The sequence below is a fragment of the Palleniella intestinalis genome (assembly GCF_013166595.1).
Classification (GTDB): domain Bacteria; phylum Bacteroidota; class Bacteroidia; order Bacteroidales; family Bacteroidaceae; genus Prevotella; species Prevotella intestinalis.
Genome location: NZ_JABKKG010000006.1, coordinates 1 through 19,121, shown reverse-complemented (window position 1 = coordinate 19,121; position 19,121 = coordinate 1). Strand labels below are relative to the sequence as shown.

14 protein-coding genes, 1 pseudogene and 1 CRISPR repeat array are annotated in these 19,121 nt (G+C 42.8%); of the genes and pseudogenes, 14 read left to right on the top strand and 1 reads right to left on the bottom strand.

Annotated elements, in window-relative coordinates:
* Window positions 1-97: 97 nt before the first annotated feature.
* Window positions 98-724: a chloramphenicol acetyltransferase gene (locus HPS57_RS09255; RefSeq protein WP_172182446.1), complete on the top strand. Its 627-nt coding sequence runs from the start codon at window positions 98-100 to the stop codon at window positions 722-724.
* 828 nt (window positions 725-1,552) lie between these two features.
* Here HPS57_RS09255 and HPS57_RS09250 read toward each other — a convergent pair.
* On the bottom strand, window positions 1,553-2,443 hold the full coding sequence (locus HPS57_RS09250; RefSeq protein WP_172182444.1) for a hypothetical protein: 891 nt from the start codon (window positions 2,441-2,443) through the stop codon (window positions 1,553-1,555).
* Between the two features lie 876 nt (window positions 2,444-3,319).
* On the opposite strand from HPS57_RS09250, the pseudogene rhuM reads away from it, so the two are divergent.
* The 13 genes and pseudogenes from rhuM to cas2 form a co-directional block, all read left to right on the top strand.
* A pseudogene (gene rhuM, locus HPS57_RS09245) lies at window positions 3,320-3,889 on the top strand (RhuM family protein); the annotation flags it as partial.
* A 288-nt stretch (window positions 3,890-4,177) separates the two neighbouring features.
* Window positions 4,178-4,558: a 30S ribosomal protein S12 gene (rpsL, locus tag HPS57_RS09240; RefSeq protein WP_135940237.1), complete on the top strand. Its 381-nt coding sequence runs from the start codon at window positions 4,178-4,180 to the stop codon at window positions 4,556-4,558.
* 156 nt (window positions 4,559-4,714) lie between these two features.
* Window positions 4,715-5,191, top strand: a complete 477-nt coding sequence (rpsG, locus tag HPS57_RS09235) for a 30S ribosomal protein S7 (protein WP_135940236.1) — start codon at window positions 4,715-4,717, stop codon at window positions 5,189-5,191.
* 21 nt (window positions 5,192-5,212) lie between these two features.
* Window positions 5,213-7,330, top strand: a complete 2,118-nt coding sequence (gene fusA, locus HPS57_RS09230) for an elongation factor G (protein ID WP_172182442.1) — start codon at window positions 5,213-5,215, stop codon at window positions 7,328-7,330.
* A gap of 118 nt (window positions 7,331-7,448) precedes the next feature.
* Window positions 7,449-7,754, top strand: coding sequence for a 30S ribosomal protein S10 (gene rpsJ / locus HPS57_RS09225; protein ID WP_135940234.1), 306 nt, complete (start codon window positions 7,449-7,451; stop codon window positions 7,752-7,754).
* Between the two features lie 414 nt (window positions 7,755-8,168).
* Window positions 8,169-8,834 carry a CRISPR-associated endoribonuclease Cas6 gene (cas6, locus tag HPS57_RS09220; RefSeq protein WP_172182440.1) on the top strand — a complete coding sequence of 222 codons (666 nt, stop codon included), beginning with the start codon at window positions 8,169-8,171 and terminating at the stop codon, window positions 8,832-8,834.
* A gap of 14 nt (window positions 8,835-8,848) precedes the next feature.
* Window positions 8,849-9,412, top strand: a complete 564-nt coding sequence (locus tag HPS57_RS09215) for a hypothetical protein (protein WP_172182438.1) — start codon at window positions 8,849-8,851, stop codon at window positions 9,410-9,412.
* Entirely contained in the window at window positions 9,412-11,550 is a 2,139-nt protein-coding gene (gene cas3, locus HPS57_RS09210; protein WP_172182436.1) for a CRISPR-associated helicase Cas3', read from the top strand. The genes HPS57_RS09215 and cas3 overlap by 1 nt, the downstream gene beginning before the upstream one ends.
* 7 nt (window positions 11,551-11,557) lie before the next feature.
* Window positions 11,558-12,841, top strand: a complete 1,284-nt coding sequence (locus HPS57_RS09205; protein WP_172182434.1) for a hypothetical protein — start codon at window positions 11,558-11,560, stop codon at window positions 12,839-12,841.
* A gap of 7 nt (window positions 12,842-12,848) precedes the next feature.
* Complete coding sequence (locus tag HPS57_RS09200) at window positions 12,849-13,940, top strand: CRISPR-associated protein Cas7 (RefSeq protein ID WP_172182432.1); 1,092 nt, start codon at window positions 12,849-12,851, stop codon at window positions 13,938-13,940.
* 65 nt (window positions 13,941-14,005) lie between these two features.
* Window positions 14,006-14,521: a CRISPR-associated protein Cas4 gene (gene cas4, locus HPS57_RS09195; protein WP_172182430.1), complete on the top strand. Its 516-nt coding sequence runs from the start codon at window positions 14,006-14,008 to the stop codon at window positions 14,519-14,521.
* Entirely contained in the window at window positions 14,518-15,531 is a 1,014-nt protein-coding gene (cas1b, locus tag HPS57_RS09190) for a type I-B CRISPR-associated endonuclease Cas1b (RefSeq protein ID WP_172182428.1), read from the top strand. The genes cas4 and cas1b overlap by 4 nt, the downstream gene beginning before the upstream one ends.
* On the top strand, window positions 15,531-15,794 hold the full coding sequence (gene cas2 / locus HPS57_RS09185) for a CRISPR-associated endonuclease Cas2 (protein ID WP_172182426.1): 264 nt from the start codon (window positions 15,531-15,533) through the stop codon (window positions 15,792-15,794). The genes cas1b and cas2 overlap by 1 nt, the downstream gene beginning before the upstream one ends.
* Before the next feature lie 216 nt (window positions 15,795-16,010).
* Window positions 16,011-18,940: a CRISPR direct-repeat array (repeat unit 29 nt; unit sequence CTTTTAATTGCACCTTATGGAATTGAAAC).
* Window positions 18,941-19,121: the final 181 nt, after the last annotated feature.

The window sequence follows — 19,121 nt, the reverse complement described above, 5'->3', positions numbered from 1 at the left end:
CACATTTTTAATGACATCTCTCCCGACATCAGACAATTATCTTGTGTCGGGAGAGATTGCCGGTTGACCTGACCGGAATTGAAAAAAGAGAAAACAAATGAAACAGTTCGTTGATTTGGAAAAATGGAACAGGAGAGAGCATTTCGAGTTCTTCTCCTCCTTTGACGACCCCTTTTTCGGGGTCACCACTTTGGTGGATTTCACAAATGTCCGCAAGAGATGCAAGGCGGAACAAAAATCCTTCTTCCTGTATTCTGTGCATTTCTTGCTGCGATGCATAAACGAGACAGAGGCTTTCAAGTTGCGCATCGAAGATGGGAATGTCGTGAAGTACGACACGGTTCACGTGTCGCCGACCATAGGAAGGGATGACGGGACATTCGGTTTCGGCTTCTTCGAATACAATCCGGATTTTGCCGTATTTGCGCAAAACGCCGATAAAGAGGTGGAGAGAGTGAAGAACAGCAGCGGGCTCGCTTTCTCCGACAATACGGGGCGTGAGGATTTGATTCGTTATTCGGCTCTCCCTTGGTTCGCATTCTCGGAAATGAAGCACGCAGTCTCTTTTGGCAGGGGCGATTCCGTTCCTCGCATTTCCACCGGAAAGTTGATAACGGAGAATGGCAAGCACCTGCTTCCGGTTTCCGTTTCCGTCAACCATGCTCTCATGGACGGGCGTGATGTGGCTGAACTTATCGAGAAGCTGGAAGCCGCAAGCAGATGACATAGAGCAATTCCCAACAGCCGTTTATAGTCAAACAAAATTGATTTGCGAAAACACTCCTGCCTTATTGTCAACATCTCCATGCAAAGTGTGGCGGAGCCACAACCCTTACGGTAACCTCCGGCTTTAGCCGTGAGGACTGTAAAGCAACTCAAACGCTGTGTGGTAGAACCACACTCCTTTATGCTGAACAAGACGGCACGAACCTCAACAATCCACTTCATACGCTTGTGCGAAGATGGACCATAAAGGAGTGTGGCGCTGCCACACGTTATGTATGGACTATTCACTGCCCGCAGGGCTGAAGCCCGCAGTTACCGTAAGGACTGTGGCTCCGCCACACTTTATGAGAAACATTTCCTATGAAAATGTGATTCCACAACAACTTGTGGAGTTTTACCGGACAGTAATAGTTAAATATAAAGCTACTGTATTAAACCGCTGACGCGGTTTTCTGCACATAAACATCCGGACGCATATACAATCAGAGATGTATTTTGCGTTTTACCGGACGACACCAATAATTTTTTTTGTTTGTGGGAAATAGAATTTTGATACAAAAAGAAAATTTTCTCAAATATATTTTGTAAATTAGCACTTGGTTGTTGACTGATTTTGCACATAAAAAACAAACATAACTGATTATGAGAAGAACCATTTTGCTCAGTATGATGCTGTTTTGAGGAACATGACTCCAAGAAATCAAAGAACTTAAAGAAACGGCTTCGCCATGGCATTGATTATCAGCAATGCCTGCAAAGGGAAGGTTCTTTTGGTTCTTTTCTTTCTTCGAGCGATAACAAGAGAGGATGCCTCCCATATCGTCTCTTACGGCAACGATATGCCGACACCTATTGCGAAATTGTTTTCGGAAGACGCGGGGAGCATGTTCCTTGCGTACTCCGCCTTGACGACTATGTGCTTGATGGGCAGGTAGTTCAGGCCTACGGTCACACTGTGGCAGTCCTCCTCATGGTTGGAGAAATCATAGCGTGCGAAGGCGAAAAGCCGACTCCCGGCTTTTGACAGGCCATGGAGCAGGTCATAGCCGGCCTCCGCACCACAATGGACAGCCTTTGCCGTCTGCGAATAGGTGGCAATGGCACGCCCGGTGAAAGCATCGGAGGAGAGATTGAGGTTGCCGCTGACAATGAACTTGCCGTCGTAATATCCGCCGATGCCAAGGCTGAGATTGTCGTCAGGGCTGTTCTCGATGTGCACAGCCACTGCCAAGGAGCCATTCTGCAGCAGCATTTGCGCCTCATAATTCCATGTCTTCCTGCTTCCGAGGAACGAGATGCCCATGAGATTGCAGTTCTCGGGCAGAATCTCTATCTCACCCGCCGGCAGGGACACGGCGAAATGGTTCATTGGATTGTCGTGTATGTTGGAGATGCCGAAAGGCACAGTCATCTTTCCGAGGCGTACCGTTGCCCATTCCGTGAAGGTCTTCTGTATGAAAAACTGTGTGATGTCCACCTCATCCATGTACTCCACCTCTCCGAATGCGCTCCATCCGTCCCTCCATGTGTACTCCGCGCCGGCTACTATATGCGGGTCGATTGCGCTCCAGCCGTCTTGCGTTTTCATTATTCCCGTCTCGCCGTAGCCCTCAACGGCTATCGAGTTGTCCCTTGTTTTGCTGCCGTTGTCCTCATTTGCCGCCGCCGTGAGTGACATGACCGCCATTGCACAGAGGCAGATGATTGCTTTTCTCATATTTTGTTCTTGATTTTCTGTTTTTGAATCGAGGTGCAAAATTACAAAGTTTCTTTTTCCGGGGCAATACCTAAAAATAGGTAATTGGGTTGCAGGATTCAAATGCTTGGCAAATGACAGGTTGAAGAATATGCTCTTTAATCGATAGGTGAGTAGTCAATGATTCGCTTTTGTCAATATGCAGTCAAATAGGGTGTGGTTGCTTGCAAAGTGATAACTTGTGCTCAATTTTTGATAAACCAAAAGATTGATAAATGTTAAAATATAGTTGATATGCCAAAAGGTAACACTTTGGCCAACAAAAGGTTACCTTTTGCCAAGTCAAGTGTAGCCTTTTGCAATGCAAAGCATTACCTTTCAGTTTGTCACATAGTATGACATGGGGATGTGTTGCTTCCCTTCGGTTTTGTTAAGGTAGAGAGACTGCACCGGAGCTCTTTCCATGTCGGATAATCAGAACTGTTTGGAGGCGTGACGTTTTTCTTGGGGGATTTAAGGTTTCTTCTCCTTATGGAATCAATGTTCTTTAGGAAAAGGTGTGTTGGTCTATATGCTTTACATGGAGGAGTTCCGTATGGTGAGCGAGGTGGACTACACAATTTTGCCCGAGATGGCAAGACTATAGCCAAGTATGTGAACAATGCACAGTAAGAAAAGTTGCACTGTATGTCAGTTGTCGCAAAGTTTGCGACTATTCAAAAGGAATGTATTTCTAAAATAAGTCATGTGGCACAAAGGAAAAGTATAAAAGAAAATCAAACGTTATAAGCAAAAATATCCCCAAAGTTTGGCGGTGTGGGAACAATGTTGTACTTTTGCAGCATACCCCCTTACAAGCTCAGTCGTGGGAGCTTTTATTCTTATGCTATGGAAAACCTTTCTGTCGGCTACCGTGTGAACAGCAAAAATGCCACTCTTTTCCGCCGTTGGGCAAACAGTGTGCTGAAAGACTATCTGCTGAAAGGCTATTCTGTCAACCGCCGTCTGACAGAGTTGGAGCATACTGTCGCTGAACATTCCCGAAAGATAGGCTTCTTTGTCCGCACCTCGCTGCCTCCGGTGGAAGGGATTTTCTACGACGGACAGCTGTTTGATGCTTATAAGTTCGCCACTGACCTGATACGCTCCGCACGGAAATCCCTCTTGCTGATAGACAATTATGTGGACGAGTCGGTGCTGCTGATGCTAAGTAAGCGTGGCGACGGTGTGACAGCAGACATCTACACGCAGACCATCAGCCAACGGCTGCAACTGGATTTGCAGAAGCACAACAGCCAATATCCCTCGATAAACCTGCACACCTGCAAGAAATCCCACGACCGTTTCCTTATTGTTGACGGTGTAGAAGTATGGCACATCGGTGCCTCACTGAAAGACCTCGGCAAGAAGATGTTCGCCTTCTCCAAATTGGAACTTCCCGCCACAGCCATCACCGCCCTGCTGTAGTCTGTCACGAAACCTGACATTATCCATGCTACACATCGCTATCAATGCCATGATTTCCATGGCAGGGGAGGTGTGAATGTATGATTTGTATTGCCTTGTTTTGCTAAATGATATGCTTAAAAGTTATATTATCTTAAAATTTAGTATTGGTATGGCGGTAAATATCTATTTAATTATGTTATTTTAGGGAAATTGTGTAACTTTGCACCCTGAATCGGCTTTATGGGAGTCGTGTATACCTATGCATATAAGTAAATACAATAATATATAAATTAAAAACAAAAAATTATGCCTACAATTCAGCAATTAGTTAGAAAAGGCAGAAAGGTGCTCGTAGACAAGAGCAAGTCTCCGGCTCTGGAGGCGTGCCCACAGCGTCGCGGCGTTTGTGTGCGTGTCTACACAACAACACCTAAGAAGCCTAATTCGGCAATGCGTAAGGTTGCCCGTGTTCGTTTGACAAACCAGAAGGAGGTCAACTCCTACATCCCGGGAGAGGGACACAACCTCCAGGAGCACTCTATCGTGCTTGTACGTGGCGGTCGTGTGAAAGACCTTCCGGGTGTACGTTACCATATCGTGCGTGGTACACTCGATACCGCAGGTGTGGCTAACCGTACACAGCGCCGTTCAAAGTACGGAGCAAAGCGTCCTAAGGCTAAGAAGTAATCAGGTTACAGATATAGCACAAGACATCTTTTAGAAAGAAAAACAAACAAGAAAGTTTTGCTGGAGTCTATATAAAGGTTGAGTAAATGTCCATGAGAGGACGTTGAAGAACAAGAAAATGACAGCCCCATGCAAGATTAAACGACAAACAAAACAATGAGAAAAGCAAAACCAAAGAAGCGCGTAATCCTTCCGGATCCGGTGTACAATGATCAGAAAGTGTCAAAGTTCGTGAACCACCTTATGTATGATGGCAAGAAGAACCTCTCTTACGAGATTTTCTACAACGCCCTCAAGACTGTCGGTGAGAAGATGCAGAACGAAGAGAAGTCAGCTCTCGAAATATGGAAGCAGGCTCTCGACAACGTTACTCCTCACGTCGAGGTTAAGAGCCGCCGTATCGGTGGTGCGACATTCCAGGTTCCTACAGAGATCCGTCCTGACCGCCGCGAGTCCGTGTCAATGAAGAACATGATCCTCTTCGCACGCAAGCGTGGTGGCAAGGGTATGGCTGACAAGCTCGCTGCTGAGATCATGGACGCATACAACAACCAGGGTGGCGCATTCAAGCGTAAGGAGGACATGCACCGTATGGCTGAGGCTAACCGTGCATTCGCTCATTTCCGTTTCTAATATTTAAGGAGGAAAAAGAAAATGGCAAAACACGATTTGCATTTTACCCGTAACATCGGTATCATGGCTCACATCGATGCCGGTAAGACAACAACATCAGAGCGTATCCTCTTCTACACAGGTAAGACTCACAAAATCGGTGAGACTCACGACGGTAGCGCAACAATGGACTGGATGGCTCAGGAGCAGGAGCGCGGTATCACTATCACATCCGCTGCCACAACATGTTTCTGGAACTATCTTGGCAAGCAGTATAAGATCAACCTTATCGACACTCCGGGACACGTTGACTTCACCGCTGAGGTGGAGCGTTCACTCCGTGTTCTTGACGGTGCAGTCGCAACATACTGTGCAGTAGGTGGCGTGGAGCCACAGTCCGAGACTGTATGGCGTCAGGCTGACAAGTACAATGTGCCACGTATCGGATATGTCAACAAGATGGACCGTTCAGGTGCTAACTACTATGACGTGGTTAAGCAGATGAAGGAAGTCCTTGGCGCTAACCCTGTAAGCCTCTGCTGCCCAATCGGTGCAGAGGAGAATTTCAAGGGCTTGGTTGACCTCGTGAAGATGAAGGCTATCTTCTGGCATGACGAGACAATGGGTGCTGACTATGATGTAGAGGACATCCCTGCTGACATGGTTGACGAGTGCAACGAATGGCGCGACAAGCTCCTTGAGTCTGCCGCTGAGTTCGATGAGGCTCTCATGGAGAAGTATTTTGAGGATCCTTCCACAATCACAGAGGAAGAGATTATCGCTGCTATCCGTAAGGGTACACTCTCTCTCCAGTGTGTTCCTATGCTCTGTGGCTCTTCATTCAAGAACAAGGGCGTACAGACAATGCTTGACTATGTCTGCGCACTCCTCCCTTCACCGGTTGACACTGAGAACATCGTAGGTACAAACCCTGACACAGAGGAAGAGGAAGACCGCAAGCCATCTGAGTCAGAGCCTACATCAGCTCTGGCATTCAAGATTGCTACTGACCCATACGTTGGTCGTCTCGTATTCTTCCGCGTCTACTCTGGTGTTGTCGCTGCAGGTTCATACGTTTACAACCCACGCTCAGGAAAGAAAGAGCGCGTAAGCCGCCTCTTCCAGATGCACTCCAACAAGCAGAACCCTGTAGAGGAGATTGCAGCAGGTGACATCGGCTCAGGTGTAGGTTTCAAGGACATCCGCACAGGTGACACACTCTGTGACGAGGCACATCCGATCGTACTCGAGTCAATGACATTCCCTGACACCGTTATCTCTATCGCTGTTGAGCCTAAGTCACAGGCTGACATCGCTAAGCTTGACAACGGTCTCGCTAAGCTTGCTGAGGAGGACCCAACCTTCACAGTGCGCACTGACGAACAGTCAGGTCAGACAGTCATCTCAGGTATGGGTGAGCTCCACCTCGATATCATCATCGACCGTCTGAAGCGTGAGTTCAAGGTAGAATGTAACCAGGGTAAGCCACAGGTTAACTACAAGGAGGCTATCACACGCGAGGTTAACCTCCGTGAGGTCTACAAGAAGCAGTCCGGTGGCCGTGGTAAGTTCGCTGACATCATCGTTAACGTCGGTCCTAAGGATGAGGACTACAAGGAGGGCGACCTTCAGTTCATCAACGAGGTTAAGGGTGGTAACGTGCCTAAGGAGTTCGTGCCTTCTGTACAGAAGGGCTTCGAGGACTGCCTGAAGGCAGGTGTGCTTGGTGGATTCCCTGTTACAGGCCTCAAGGTTACTCTTATCGACGGTAGCTTCCACCCGGTTGACTCTGACCAGTTGTCATTCGAGCTTGCAGCACGCAACGCCTTCAAGAACGCATGTCCTAAGGCAGGTCCTTGCCTCATGGAGCCTATCATGAAGGTGGAGGTTGTTACTCCGGAAGAGAACATGGGTGACGTTATCGGTGACCTTAACAAGCGCCGTGGTATGGTGCAGGGCATGGAAGAGGCTCGCAGCGGTGCTCGCATCGTGAAGGCTATGGTGCCATTGGCAGAGATGTTCGGCTACGTGACAGCTCTCCGTACCATCACTTCAGGCCGTGCAACTTCTTCAATGGAGTACGACCACCACGAGGCAGTGTCAAGCTCTATCGCTAAGGCTATCCTCGAGGAATGCAACGGACGCGCTGACCTCGTATAATCCGGTCACGCACTAAGCAAAGACAAAATGTGAAAAGGGACTCCGTGAGCAAATGACTCTTTACGGAATCCCTCTTTCACAATCATATATCTCATACAAACAAAACAAACAAGAACTAATGAGTCAGAAAATTCGTATCAAGCTGAAGAGCTACGACCACATGCTCGTAGACAAGTCAGCAGAGAAGATTGTGAAGGCTGTTAAGGCCACAGGTGCAGTTGTCAGCGGTCCTATTCCACTCCCAACTCACAAGCGCATCTTCACCGTCAACCGTTCAACCTTCGTTAACAAGAAGTCACGTGAGCAGTTCCAGCTCTCCGACTACAAGCGCCTTATCGACATCTACAGCTCAACAGCCAAGACTGTTGACGCCCTGATGAAGCTTGAGCTCCCTTCAGGTGTTGAGGTTGAAATCAAGGTGTAGTCACTCTCTTGTAAACATACATTATAAAAACCGGCTGCTTAACATTCATTTGTTAGGCAGCCGAGTTTGCGTTTTTTGCTTGGGTTTGTTTTATTTGAGCTAAATTGTAAATTATCTTAGTGTGACACTTTACAGTTTAATATTTTTTACACATGTAAAGTGTCACCTTTTGTATAGTGAAGTGTCACTCTCAATTTTGCGTCTCTTATCTTGCTTCAACGGCTTAGTAAACCCATGGTGGAATTAAAACTTAAGGTTAATTAATGTTATATATAGGTGTAGCCTTGTTATCACATATTTTATTTTTGTACCTTTGTAATGTGAACCTAATTAGTGAAAATGCCTACTATCTGGATTTGCTGAAGTTTATGCAATAGCTTACAGAGAGGTAATAATTAATATAACCCAATAACTATGAGAATAATAATAAAAACGACTCCTAATACTGAATTTGTTAGTTTTGACTATCAACAGAAACTTGTAGGGACTATACATAAATGGATTGGGGAAAACAACGCATACCATGGGATGATTTCACTGTATTCTTTCTCATGGTTGCAAAATGGAAGGATGCAGGATGGTGGGCTAGTATTTCCTGGCGGTGCCAAATTCTTCATCAGCTTTTATGATGAAGATGTGATAAGAGACATTGTCAGATCAATACTAAACGAGCCTGATATGTTTTGCGGTATGACAGTTTGTGATGTATCTATAGTGTCAGATCCTGATTTGTCCGGCAAGGAATTGTTTTATTTGGCAAGTCCAGTTTTCATTCACCAGCAGGAAGAGGACGGCAGGTATAAACATTATACCTATAATGATGAACGTTCGTCAGAGCTTATGACAGAGACATTACGAAGAAAAATGAAAGTGGCAGGCCTGCCGGATGATCCTGATTTTAGTGTTGAGTTTGACATGGCTTATAGTGGCAAACGTATAAAGCTCATGACATACAAGGGGATAAAGAACAAAGCAAGCATGTGTCCTGTCATCATAAAAGGCACGCTGCAAAGCAAGCAGTTTGCGTGGAATGTCGGTATCGGCAATTCTACAGGTATTGGTTTTGGTGCAATTTATTAAATGTGTGGAAGATTATGTATTATGTTGTGAAATATACAGGTCCTTTTGGCTTTATCAAGCCTTGGACTGCTGTTAGAGATAGTGAGACATATAGCCAGCAGTTTCTCACTCCATCGATTATAGAGGGAATAGAGAAGAAACTTTTTCCTGAGATGCTTCCAAAGCCAGGTATTATAGAAAAGATTGCAAGACATAAACTTTCGTATGCGTCCATGAGCGTGCAGCAGGAGGTTACGCAAGCCAAAGGTTGGAAGGTTTCAAAAAAGAGTGCGATGAGAGAGCGCAGTGTGCTGAATAGAGGCGTGATGATAAATCCTGTTCTTCATCTGGCATTTTGGAATGAAGAAGATGCGGCTGTTGCTGCCAAGCAGCATATTTGCTTATGCCGAAATGAAGATGTTTTGCTGCCGCATGCATTTGTCGCCATGGAAGAAGACGCTTTCAATGAAATTCCTGGATTTGAATTGCGCTTTAATATGTCAGAAGAATCATTTCTTGTTGGATATAATCGTTTTGATGAAAACAAGCCAATGTATGGAACGTTAGAAATCAATGGTGAATCGATATTGAAACTATAATGGGTAAATATGACTACATATTAGCTAAAAGTGAAGAGCAAGGTGGACAAACATTATCTTCTCATTTAAAGGATGTTGCAGAAGTTGCGGTGAAAATTGCACAATATTTGCATATGGATGAGGAAACGGCTCGTTTGGGAGCATTGCTGCATGACATTGGCAAGGCAAGCCCGCATTTCCAGAAAACTTTGCAGAAAGGCTACACAAGACGGCCGGGAGAAGTGTTCCGCCACGAAATAGCATCGCTTTTCTTTGTTTCTTTGGTTGAAGAATCAAAGCGCGATGCGGTGATAGAAATGATTGCTGCACACCACAAATCTGCTTATAATGATGGGCGAGAACTTGGTATAATAGATTTGGACGAGAGTGACGACTGTTTTGGCATTCATTCAAAAGATTTTGACAAATGGAGTCAGATATCCACAGGGGTACTTGAGGAAATAGGGGTAGCCACGCATCAGGTTTCTTTAGAAGAAGCACATGATAATTATGAATATGCCTTAGACTATTGCGATAATGTAATCCGTAAGTCCTGTTATTCGGAATGGCGAGGCCTGCTTATGGCTGCCGACCATTATGCTTCAGCATTGAATGAGAAGACAGTTGGTAATATAGAAAAGCTGTTTATCAAGCCTGATTTGAAATTCTATGAGCGGCAAAGCGAATTGTATCCGCTTTCGATTATAGAAACGGATGACAAGCGCCCGCATACGATCGTTACAGCCCCCACCGGTGCAGGCAAGACGGACTTCTTGGTTCGTCGTTGCAGAGGACGGGTCTTTTACACATTGCCTTTTCAAGCATCTATAAATGCGATGTATGAACGCTTCAAAAAAGATCTTTCCGACACTGATGCACAGGTTTTTCTGCTTCATTCGGCATCAACACTGAAAGTGGAAGACGGCAACTTGGAGGAAAGCATTTTGCAGCGTCATGTAGGGGCATCAATTAAAGTCTTGACACCCCATCAGATGGCATCTATCGTTTTTGGAATAAAGGGTTATGAGGCGATGATTCTTGATTTGAAAGGACAAGATGTTATTTTGGATGAGATTCACACGTATTCAGGGCCGACTCAGGCAATTGTATTGAAGATAATAGAAGTACTTGCAAATATAGGCTGCCGTATACATGTTGGGACTGCCACAATGCCAACGCTTCTGTATGACAGAATAAAGAATTTGCTGGGTGGAGATAAAAATGTGTATGAAGTGTCGTTACCTGATGATACTTTGGGAACTTTCAATCGCCATATAATCAATAAGGTGGAGAGTTTTGCTTCCTGTACAAGCATCATAGATGAAGCAATAAGAGAAAATCAAAAGATACTCATTGTGTGCAATCAAGTTCAGCGTTCGCAGAATATGTATTGTGAATTGAAAGAACGTTATCCAATGGTAAAGGGAATGCTTCTTCACAGCCGCTTCAAACGTGGTCACAGAAATGAGTTGGAAACAAGGCTGAAAGAGGAATTCAATGAGAGTGCAGAGGCTTGTATTGTTGTGTCAACCCAAGTTGTGGAAGTGAGCCTTGACATAAGTTTTGACATTATGATAACGGAATGTGCTCCGATTGATGCCATGATTCAGCGCTTTGGACGAATCAATAGGAAAAGAACAAAGGATACAATAGGGCGCTACAAGCCTGTCTATGTTCTTGCCCCGTTGGCTGACAAAGATGCTTTGCCATACGATGAAGATGTATTGAAACGTAGTTATGAAGTCTTGCCAAATGGTGAGGTCATGCGAGAAACAGAGGTGCAGCAAATGATTGACACAGTTTATCCTGATACGCATTTTATGGATATAGACTATTCTGGGGCAATATTCATTGATGGAAGATGGACTTTGTCGGAACTTTGCCACCGTGACAAGGCTGCGTTCCTTGATTTGCTTGACATTCAATCGGCAACTTGTGTTACAGAGTCAGACGTTGAAACCTACAAGCATGGCACGTACAAGGAAGCATCGCTTTGCGAAATTCCATGCAGCTATCACTCCATAGCTCACCGTAATCTTGAGCGAATAGACAAACGGCAACATCCATTTGTTGTTCCCAATATGGCTTACACTGAGGACATGGGACTGCTGATGGATAATATTTCACCGGTTAATTACAACAGTTTTGAAATAATTTGAAGAGAATATGGTAACATCAACATTTGGAAAGATTTTCCTTGATGCCTATAATGAGAAATATGACACAAAATATGGCGCAAAGGAATTTTTCATAGAGAAGTATTGGCCACTGTTCTTTGACCATAACAAGTATATGATGTGGGCGCAGAATTCTCCTTTTGTTCAGATGAAAGCTGGGCAAAAGGTGGAAACGCTTACAGAAATTGAGCGTAAGGATAAATTGGAAGAATTCATCGCAAAGGTTGAAGGCGGAGCAGTGGATGCAAGTGTGGCATTAGGATATGCTGCATCTGAAGAAAAGGAGTTTGCAACAACATCCGGACAAGTAACAAGCATTCCATTGGAAAAGAATGTGACTGACATTTATTTGTCATGGATTGGCGCTAGTCTTGCTTTGGGAGTTGTTGGAGGAATGACCATTCTTTTCAACAACAAGGGAATACTTCTGGATATATTTGAAGGATGGGAGGTTTATCGTTCTGCGTTGGCAAAAAACGAGCAGCTGAAGGGCAATCAAATCAGTTCTTGGAATGGATTATGGCTTGCTCATCGATACAGCCGAAGCTATAATCCACAGAGCTGTATGGACAATTTCGCCCCGTTTGTCACAAAGGGAGGAGATATGTCTGTCGGGCTCAATTCATGGACAAAAATCCTGTCAGGGATAGCACGGCAATACGACCAGCCAAAGATGCTTGGGTATGTTTACAATTTTGGACAGACGAACACAACTATCGGTTTCATTCCTTTTTCGTTGAATCATATTCGCCGTACAGCTCAGCTGTACAGACAGTTGTTTGGTTATGAGGAATATCGCCAGGCAGAAGAGCTGTTTGGAACAGCCGAAGGACTGAAGAAAAGTTGCCAGTTGGGAGCGATTGGCATAAAAGCATTAGAACCTAAAGGACTTGCCGAATATGTAAAGAAAGGCATTGTTCCGAAAGACAAGGACATAGAGAAGAAACGAATCAATTTTCATACATATATAATTTGGATTTTAGCTATGCTCAACAACCAAGAATTATGGGATAAAGCCCAGACATTTGCGTCTGCCCTAAAGGCTTTCTCGGAGTCGGGTGAGAAAGGACGTAGAGACCGTGTTAATCTGACCAACGAGGTGCTGTCTTCAACAAACAAGCGTATCTTTATTGATAAACTATCGGGAGTTGTGCCTCTTGTTGAGGATAAGGCTGTGATAATCGAGACGGCAAAGCTTGTTAATGAGATTCCAACAGATAATGTACCTTATTTCCTTACACTTATCCGTTTCCAATATGCAACAATTAAATAAAACCAATATGAATAATTCATTTATCTATCTACGCGCTTTGCGTCACGTTGACTATAGTGTGTTTTGTGTTGCTGATGGTCAGAAAACTTATTTTGACCCAGTGTTCAATCAGTATGTTCCGTTCTCGAGCGGGCAGCAAGTAAAACGTTCGATAATGAATGCTATTGTCGACAATCTTGGCGAACAGCCTTCACCTGTTACTTTTGTGTTTGATATTAAAGGCAAAGCTATGGGAGAAGGTGAAGTCTTGTCAGAATGCGACCCGACATACAGTGACCAACTGTTTGGTGGCTGGATGCGTTCTGTGAAAGGTGGCAAGGAAAAGACCCTTAAGCGTCGCAGTCCTTTGTCTATATCGGCAATGCGTCCGATTCACACTTTGCTGGCTTCATCACCAAGGGAGAATGCCACTTTCGACCGTTCTGACAAACCTAATGTGCATAAAGTTGTTGTTCGCGATGAAAAAGGAAAGCCTTTGACTAACGAGCAGATAGAAGGGTTCTTGGAGGGCACGGACCGCAGCCTGTATCGTAAATGGATTGCTGATAATAAGCGAGCTACCGGACTTTTTGTTTATGATATAGCTATTGACCTTCGCACTTTGTTCTGCGTATCACTGAATCAATTTGAGCCTGAGCTAAGAAAAGACACGGCTGCTGAATTGATTTCTAAAGGTTGGATGGAAAGCGAGAATGTTTTCGGTCCTTGTCTCGTTATGCCAAAAGCAGAAAGAGAGCGTTTGATTCCTGCTTTGGCGGATGCTTTGCTCAATTGGCGAATTACGTCAAATCAAGCACGCACATTCAGTTTGATGGAGACTTTGGCTGTGGCAATCAGCGATAATGCAAACAATCTTGCAGCGGCTATTCGTGCCAAACTAATAGATGATGGCGAGAAACCAAAGGCAAAACCGATAGTCGACGCGAATGCAGGAGCAGAGCTGTTTGTTACGCTACCTTGTGCCGGCTATATGGTGACAGAAACAGAATCTGCCACTGCACTTGATGATGCAAAAGCTGGGCTCATAGCAAAGATGAAAGCCTTTGATTTTGAAAATCAAGTGCTGCCGTCTGCAAAGACAGAACTGTCATTATTCTAAAATGTTTTATACTGTTGCCATCCAAAGAACCTGGTGTGCTCTTTGGATGGCACTTTGATAATGATATGGAAATAACAGGAACACATTTCAATTATTACCAGATATGCCACAGAAAACTGTGGCTTTTTGCCAATGGGATAAACTTTGAACATACGTCTGATATTGTGTATGAGGGGAAACTGATACATGAGAAAAGTTATCCTCAACGCTCAGCCAAGTATGAGGAGATAGAGATTGGGGGCATCAAAGTGGATTTCTATGACGCAAAGAACAAAGTGATTCATGAAATTAAGAAATCCAACAAGGTGGAAAGGGCTCATGAGTGGCAGTTGAAATACTATATGCATGTGTTTGAACAGTGTGGAGTGGAGGGCGTTAGTGGTATATTGGAGTATCCTACTCTTAGACGCACTCAGCGAGTGGAACTGACAGATGATGACCGTGATGCTATCTGTAAGATGAAGGCTGACATTATGGAAATTATTAGTCGGAATGAGTGTCCTGGACTTGTTAAAAAGGGAATCTGCAAGGCATGCAGTTATTATGAGTTTTGTTTTACGTGTGAAAATGAGGATGTATGAAGAAGACATTTTATTTGTTTAATCCGGGAACACTGGAAAGGAGGGATAATACTCTGAAATTCTCTCCTATGGATGATGAAGGGGTATTGCAACCATCGTCGCAAGTTCGCTATCTGCCTGTTGAGGACATCAGTGAGTTTTATGTGTTTGGAAGTCTGCATGCCAATAGCTCCCTGTTCAACTTTTTGGGACAGAAGGATATATGTATGCATTTCTTTGATTACTATGAGAACTATACCGGTTCGTTCATGCCACGTGAGGGTTTGCTTTCTGGCAGGATGCTGCTTGCCCAGACAGAACATTATCGTACGAAGGCAAAGCGTATGGCAATAGCACGTAAGTTTATAGAAGGTGCAGCGGCTAATATGTTGAAAAATCTTGCTTATTATAATAGGCGTGGAAAAGATTTGGAAGACTTGATGAAAAATATTAAAGATTTGTCAGAGAGTATTGACATGATTAGCACTGTGGAGGAACTGATGGGCATTGAAGGAAATATACGCAAATTTTATTATGATGCGTTCAATTTGATAATCAATGATTTTGAGATGGGGATAAGGACGAAACAGCCACCGCAGAATGAGGTGAACGCCTTGATTTCTTTTGGAAATATGATGTGCTATACGATTTGTTTAAGGGCTATTAGTCAGACACAGTTGAATCCTACCATAAGTTATTTGCATACGCCTGGCGAACGTCGTTATTCATTATGTCTTGATGTCTCCGAAATCTTCAAACCGATAATTGTTGACCGCACAATCTTCAAAGTGCTTAATAAACGTGAGATACAGTCTTGTCATTTTGATAATAAGATAGGGCGGTGTTTGCTGAACAACGCTGGCAAGAGGATTTTTGTAAAGGCATTGGAGAATCGTTTGATGGAAACGATACAACACAAATCGCTGGGGCGTAAAGTGAGTTATAAGCATTTGGTTAAGCTTGAATGTTACAAACTTGCGAAACATTTGTTGGGAATAGAAGATTATAAACCTTTTAAAATGTATTGGTAATGTACGTTATATTGGTGTATGATTTTGGAGAAAAGCGTACAGGAAAGATGTTGAAGCTTTGCCGTCGTTATCTCAATTGGATTCAGAATTCAGTCTTTGAGGGAGAAATCTCTGAGGTGAGATTGAAAGAGATGCTTATGCTTGCCGATAAATTTATGGATAGAGATTCTGACAGTATAATAATATTCAAGAGTGAGTTTCAGCATGGTATGGAGAAGATGATTTTAGGTATGGAAAGAAAAAAGTTGGACAATTTTCTTTAGAGACTTTGTTGTCGATGTGATGGTTGTGGCTGGAGGTTGTATCTTTTGAGCGAATCAAGCGTTCTTTGACTTATTGATTTTTAGTGATTTATAGCAGTTGTCGGTGGGCGGGTGTTTTTTTATTATTGGTAATCGACAGATTTTGGATATTTTTTTGTAACTTTGCAGTGTCGTAACAGATTGATGGACAGACAGGTCTGTTTGTGATTGTAACGGCTTTTAATTGCACCTTATGGAATTGAAACAACATACTCAGATCTGCTGATTTCAACGATCTCACACTTTTAATTGCACCTTATGGAATTGAAACGACCTACTGTTTTGGAGACAGTTATTTCCTATCTGTCTTTTAATTGCACCTTATGGAATTGAAACGGTCTGGCAGCATATACAGGCTTGCCAGTTACTCCCCTTTTAATTGCACCTTATGGAATTGAAACACTAACACTGACTACTGGAACCTGTTTGGATCTCAGTCTTTTAATTGCACCTTATGGAATTGAAACGATCACACGTAAGACTGGCACAGAGGACTAATCAACTTTTAATTGCACCTTATGGAATTGAAACGAGCTTAAGGTGCTGGATGCTGATGTGAGAGGGCTGCTTTTAATTGCACCTTATGGAATTGAAACATCTCTCGTTCTTATGACACTTTTGACGAAGACGGCTTTTAATTGCACCTTATGGAATTGAAACTGAGTAGTACGAGTAACGGTAGGTGGAGCACCTTTACTTTTAATTGCACCTTATGGAATTGAAACACTATTTTACCACCTTGATATACTATAGTCAGCAAACTTTTAATTGCACCTTATGGAATTGAAACGCGGACGACATTTCACAATTCACAAGAGGATTGTCTCTTTTAATTGCACCTTATGGAATTGAAACGATTCAATAACTTGCAAAAGTGAGAACGAAGCACACTTTTAATTGCACCTTATGGAATTGAAACTCTTTTGAAGAAAAGACTTTTAATTGCACCTTACTTTTAATTGCACCTTATGGAATTGAAACATACACAAGCTGTATCATAAGGATTGGCAGAAACCTTTTAATTGCACCTTATGGAATTGAAACATAAGCTCCGCGCTTATATAAATCACATTAATTTTAACTTTTAATTGCACCTTATGGAATTGAAACTGTTTCTAAGACGGAAAAGTTTCAAATAAAAAATGTTCTTTTAATTGCACCTTATGGAATTGAAACGCGGCACGTTTATCAGCAGTAGCAGTCTGAACAGCACTTTTAATTGCACCTTATGGAATTGAAACTGTACATATCGAACCCGAAAACAATTAACCACAATGCTTTTAATTGCACCTTATGGAATTGAAACAATAGGACTCTGCCGGGGGCTGTATGCCCTTCGCATCTTTTAATTGCACCTTATGGAATTGAAACTCAATGTCAAGTATCGTGAACGGCAATCCTTCGCTTCTTTTAATTGCACCTTATGGAATTGAAACAAGTGACGTTGATTTGTCCATTTTTTCACTTGAGAACTTTTAATTGCACCTTATGGAATTGAAACGCGGTAATATAATCAATAGAAGACGGAGATTGAACCTTTTAATTGCACCTTATGGAATTGAAACCTTCTGTGTAGATGCGGAAAGTTGGGCGTTAAGCGTCTTTTAATTGCACCTTATGGAATTGAAACAAGGTGGGAACTTGAAGAGTAGCAAGACGAACGACTTTTAATTGCACCTTATGGAATTGAAACTATTATTGTCACATTGTATATTCGTCCTGTTTCTTCCTTTTAATTGCACCTTATGGAATTGAAACATTTCGGATAGTTTTGACACTTATGACGATGAGACTTTTAATTGCACCTTATGGAATTGAAACCATTTCCTGCCTTGAAAACTACTTTAATCATGCGTAACTTTTAATTGCACCTTATGGAATTGAAACGCAGAAGGAGAAACAGCAGTTCCCGAAGAGGGGGACTTTTAATTGCACCTTATGGAATTGAAACTGCGGTTAATAACTAAATAGAAGAGCAAATGGCAGCTTTTAATTGCACCTTATGGAATTGAAACTCCTTATGACGAATAGAGCAAAAATAAGAGGTACCTTTTAATTGCACCTTATGGAATTGAAACTTCAGGCGAAGCGAGTGGAATGCCTTGTTTTAATGTGCTTTTAATTGCACCTTATGGAATTGAAACAAGAGAGAATCGCCCTCAGGGTCAGAAGACAAAACTCTTTTAATTGCACCTTATGGAATTGAAACTGTTTTAACGTGTGGTTAACTCGCTTTTTCTTCGACTTTTAATTGCACCTTATGGAATTGAAACGAGTTTGATTTTACAAATAAAGTACCTTTCAGTCTCTTTTAATTGCACCTTATGGAATTGAAACAGACGAACAAAAGAGTTTGTACGCAAAGTTATATGCCTTTTAATTGCACCTTATGGAATTGAAACGCATTAACAACGCGTTTGTACTCATAGAACAAACGACTTTTAATTGCACCTTATGGAATTGAAACCAAGGCGCAAAGATAGAATCGTGATTACGAGTGTATCTTTTAATTGCACCTTATGGAATTGAAACGTGCTATTGGTAGCTCTATTAATCAAGGTGTTTCCTTTTAATTGCACCTTATGGAATTGAAACCACTATCATTTCAACATCTTCGTTAACGGAGACTATCTTTTAATTGCACCTTATGGAATTGAAACAAGCTCTCCGCAGTCCTGAGTTGACTGGTAATATCTTTTAATTGCACCTTATGGAATTGAAACTTAAGGAACGTTGCCGTGTCGAAAAAGTCCTTATCCTTTTAATTGCACCTTATGGAATTGAAACCGCCTCTTTCTCTGTGTCGTAGTACGTTTGTACAGCTTTTAATTGCACCTTATGGAATTGAAACGATTGAAATAAAACAAGCCACTTGTGTGGTTTTTCTTTTAATTGCACCTTATGGAATTGAAACTGGACACTTGATGTTGCTATTGACGAAATAGGCATAGCTTTTAATTGCACCTTATGGAATTGAAACCTGGTTCTTAAATATCTTGATTCCTGTAGAGAAACTTTTAATTGCACCTTATGGAATTGAAACTTCGGTGAAATCTGTTCTGTGGTTTACAACAACGTCTTTTAATTGCACCTTATGGAATTGAAACAAATTCAAAAACAAATAAAAATGATGAACAAAATAACTATACATTCAAGATAGAAGTGCAATTTCTTGACTGCATATGAGTCCCCCTCCTTCTGTGTATAAGAGGTTCCGGAGCGTAGCGACAGGGTTCTCTTATACACAGAAGGAGGAACCTTCCCATTAAAGATTAACCTGCAATGCAA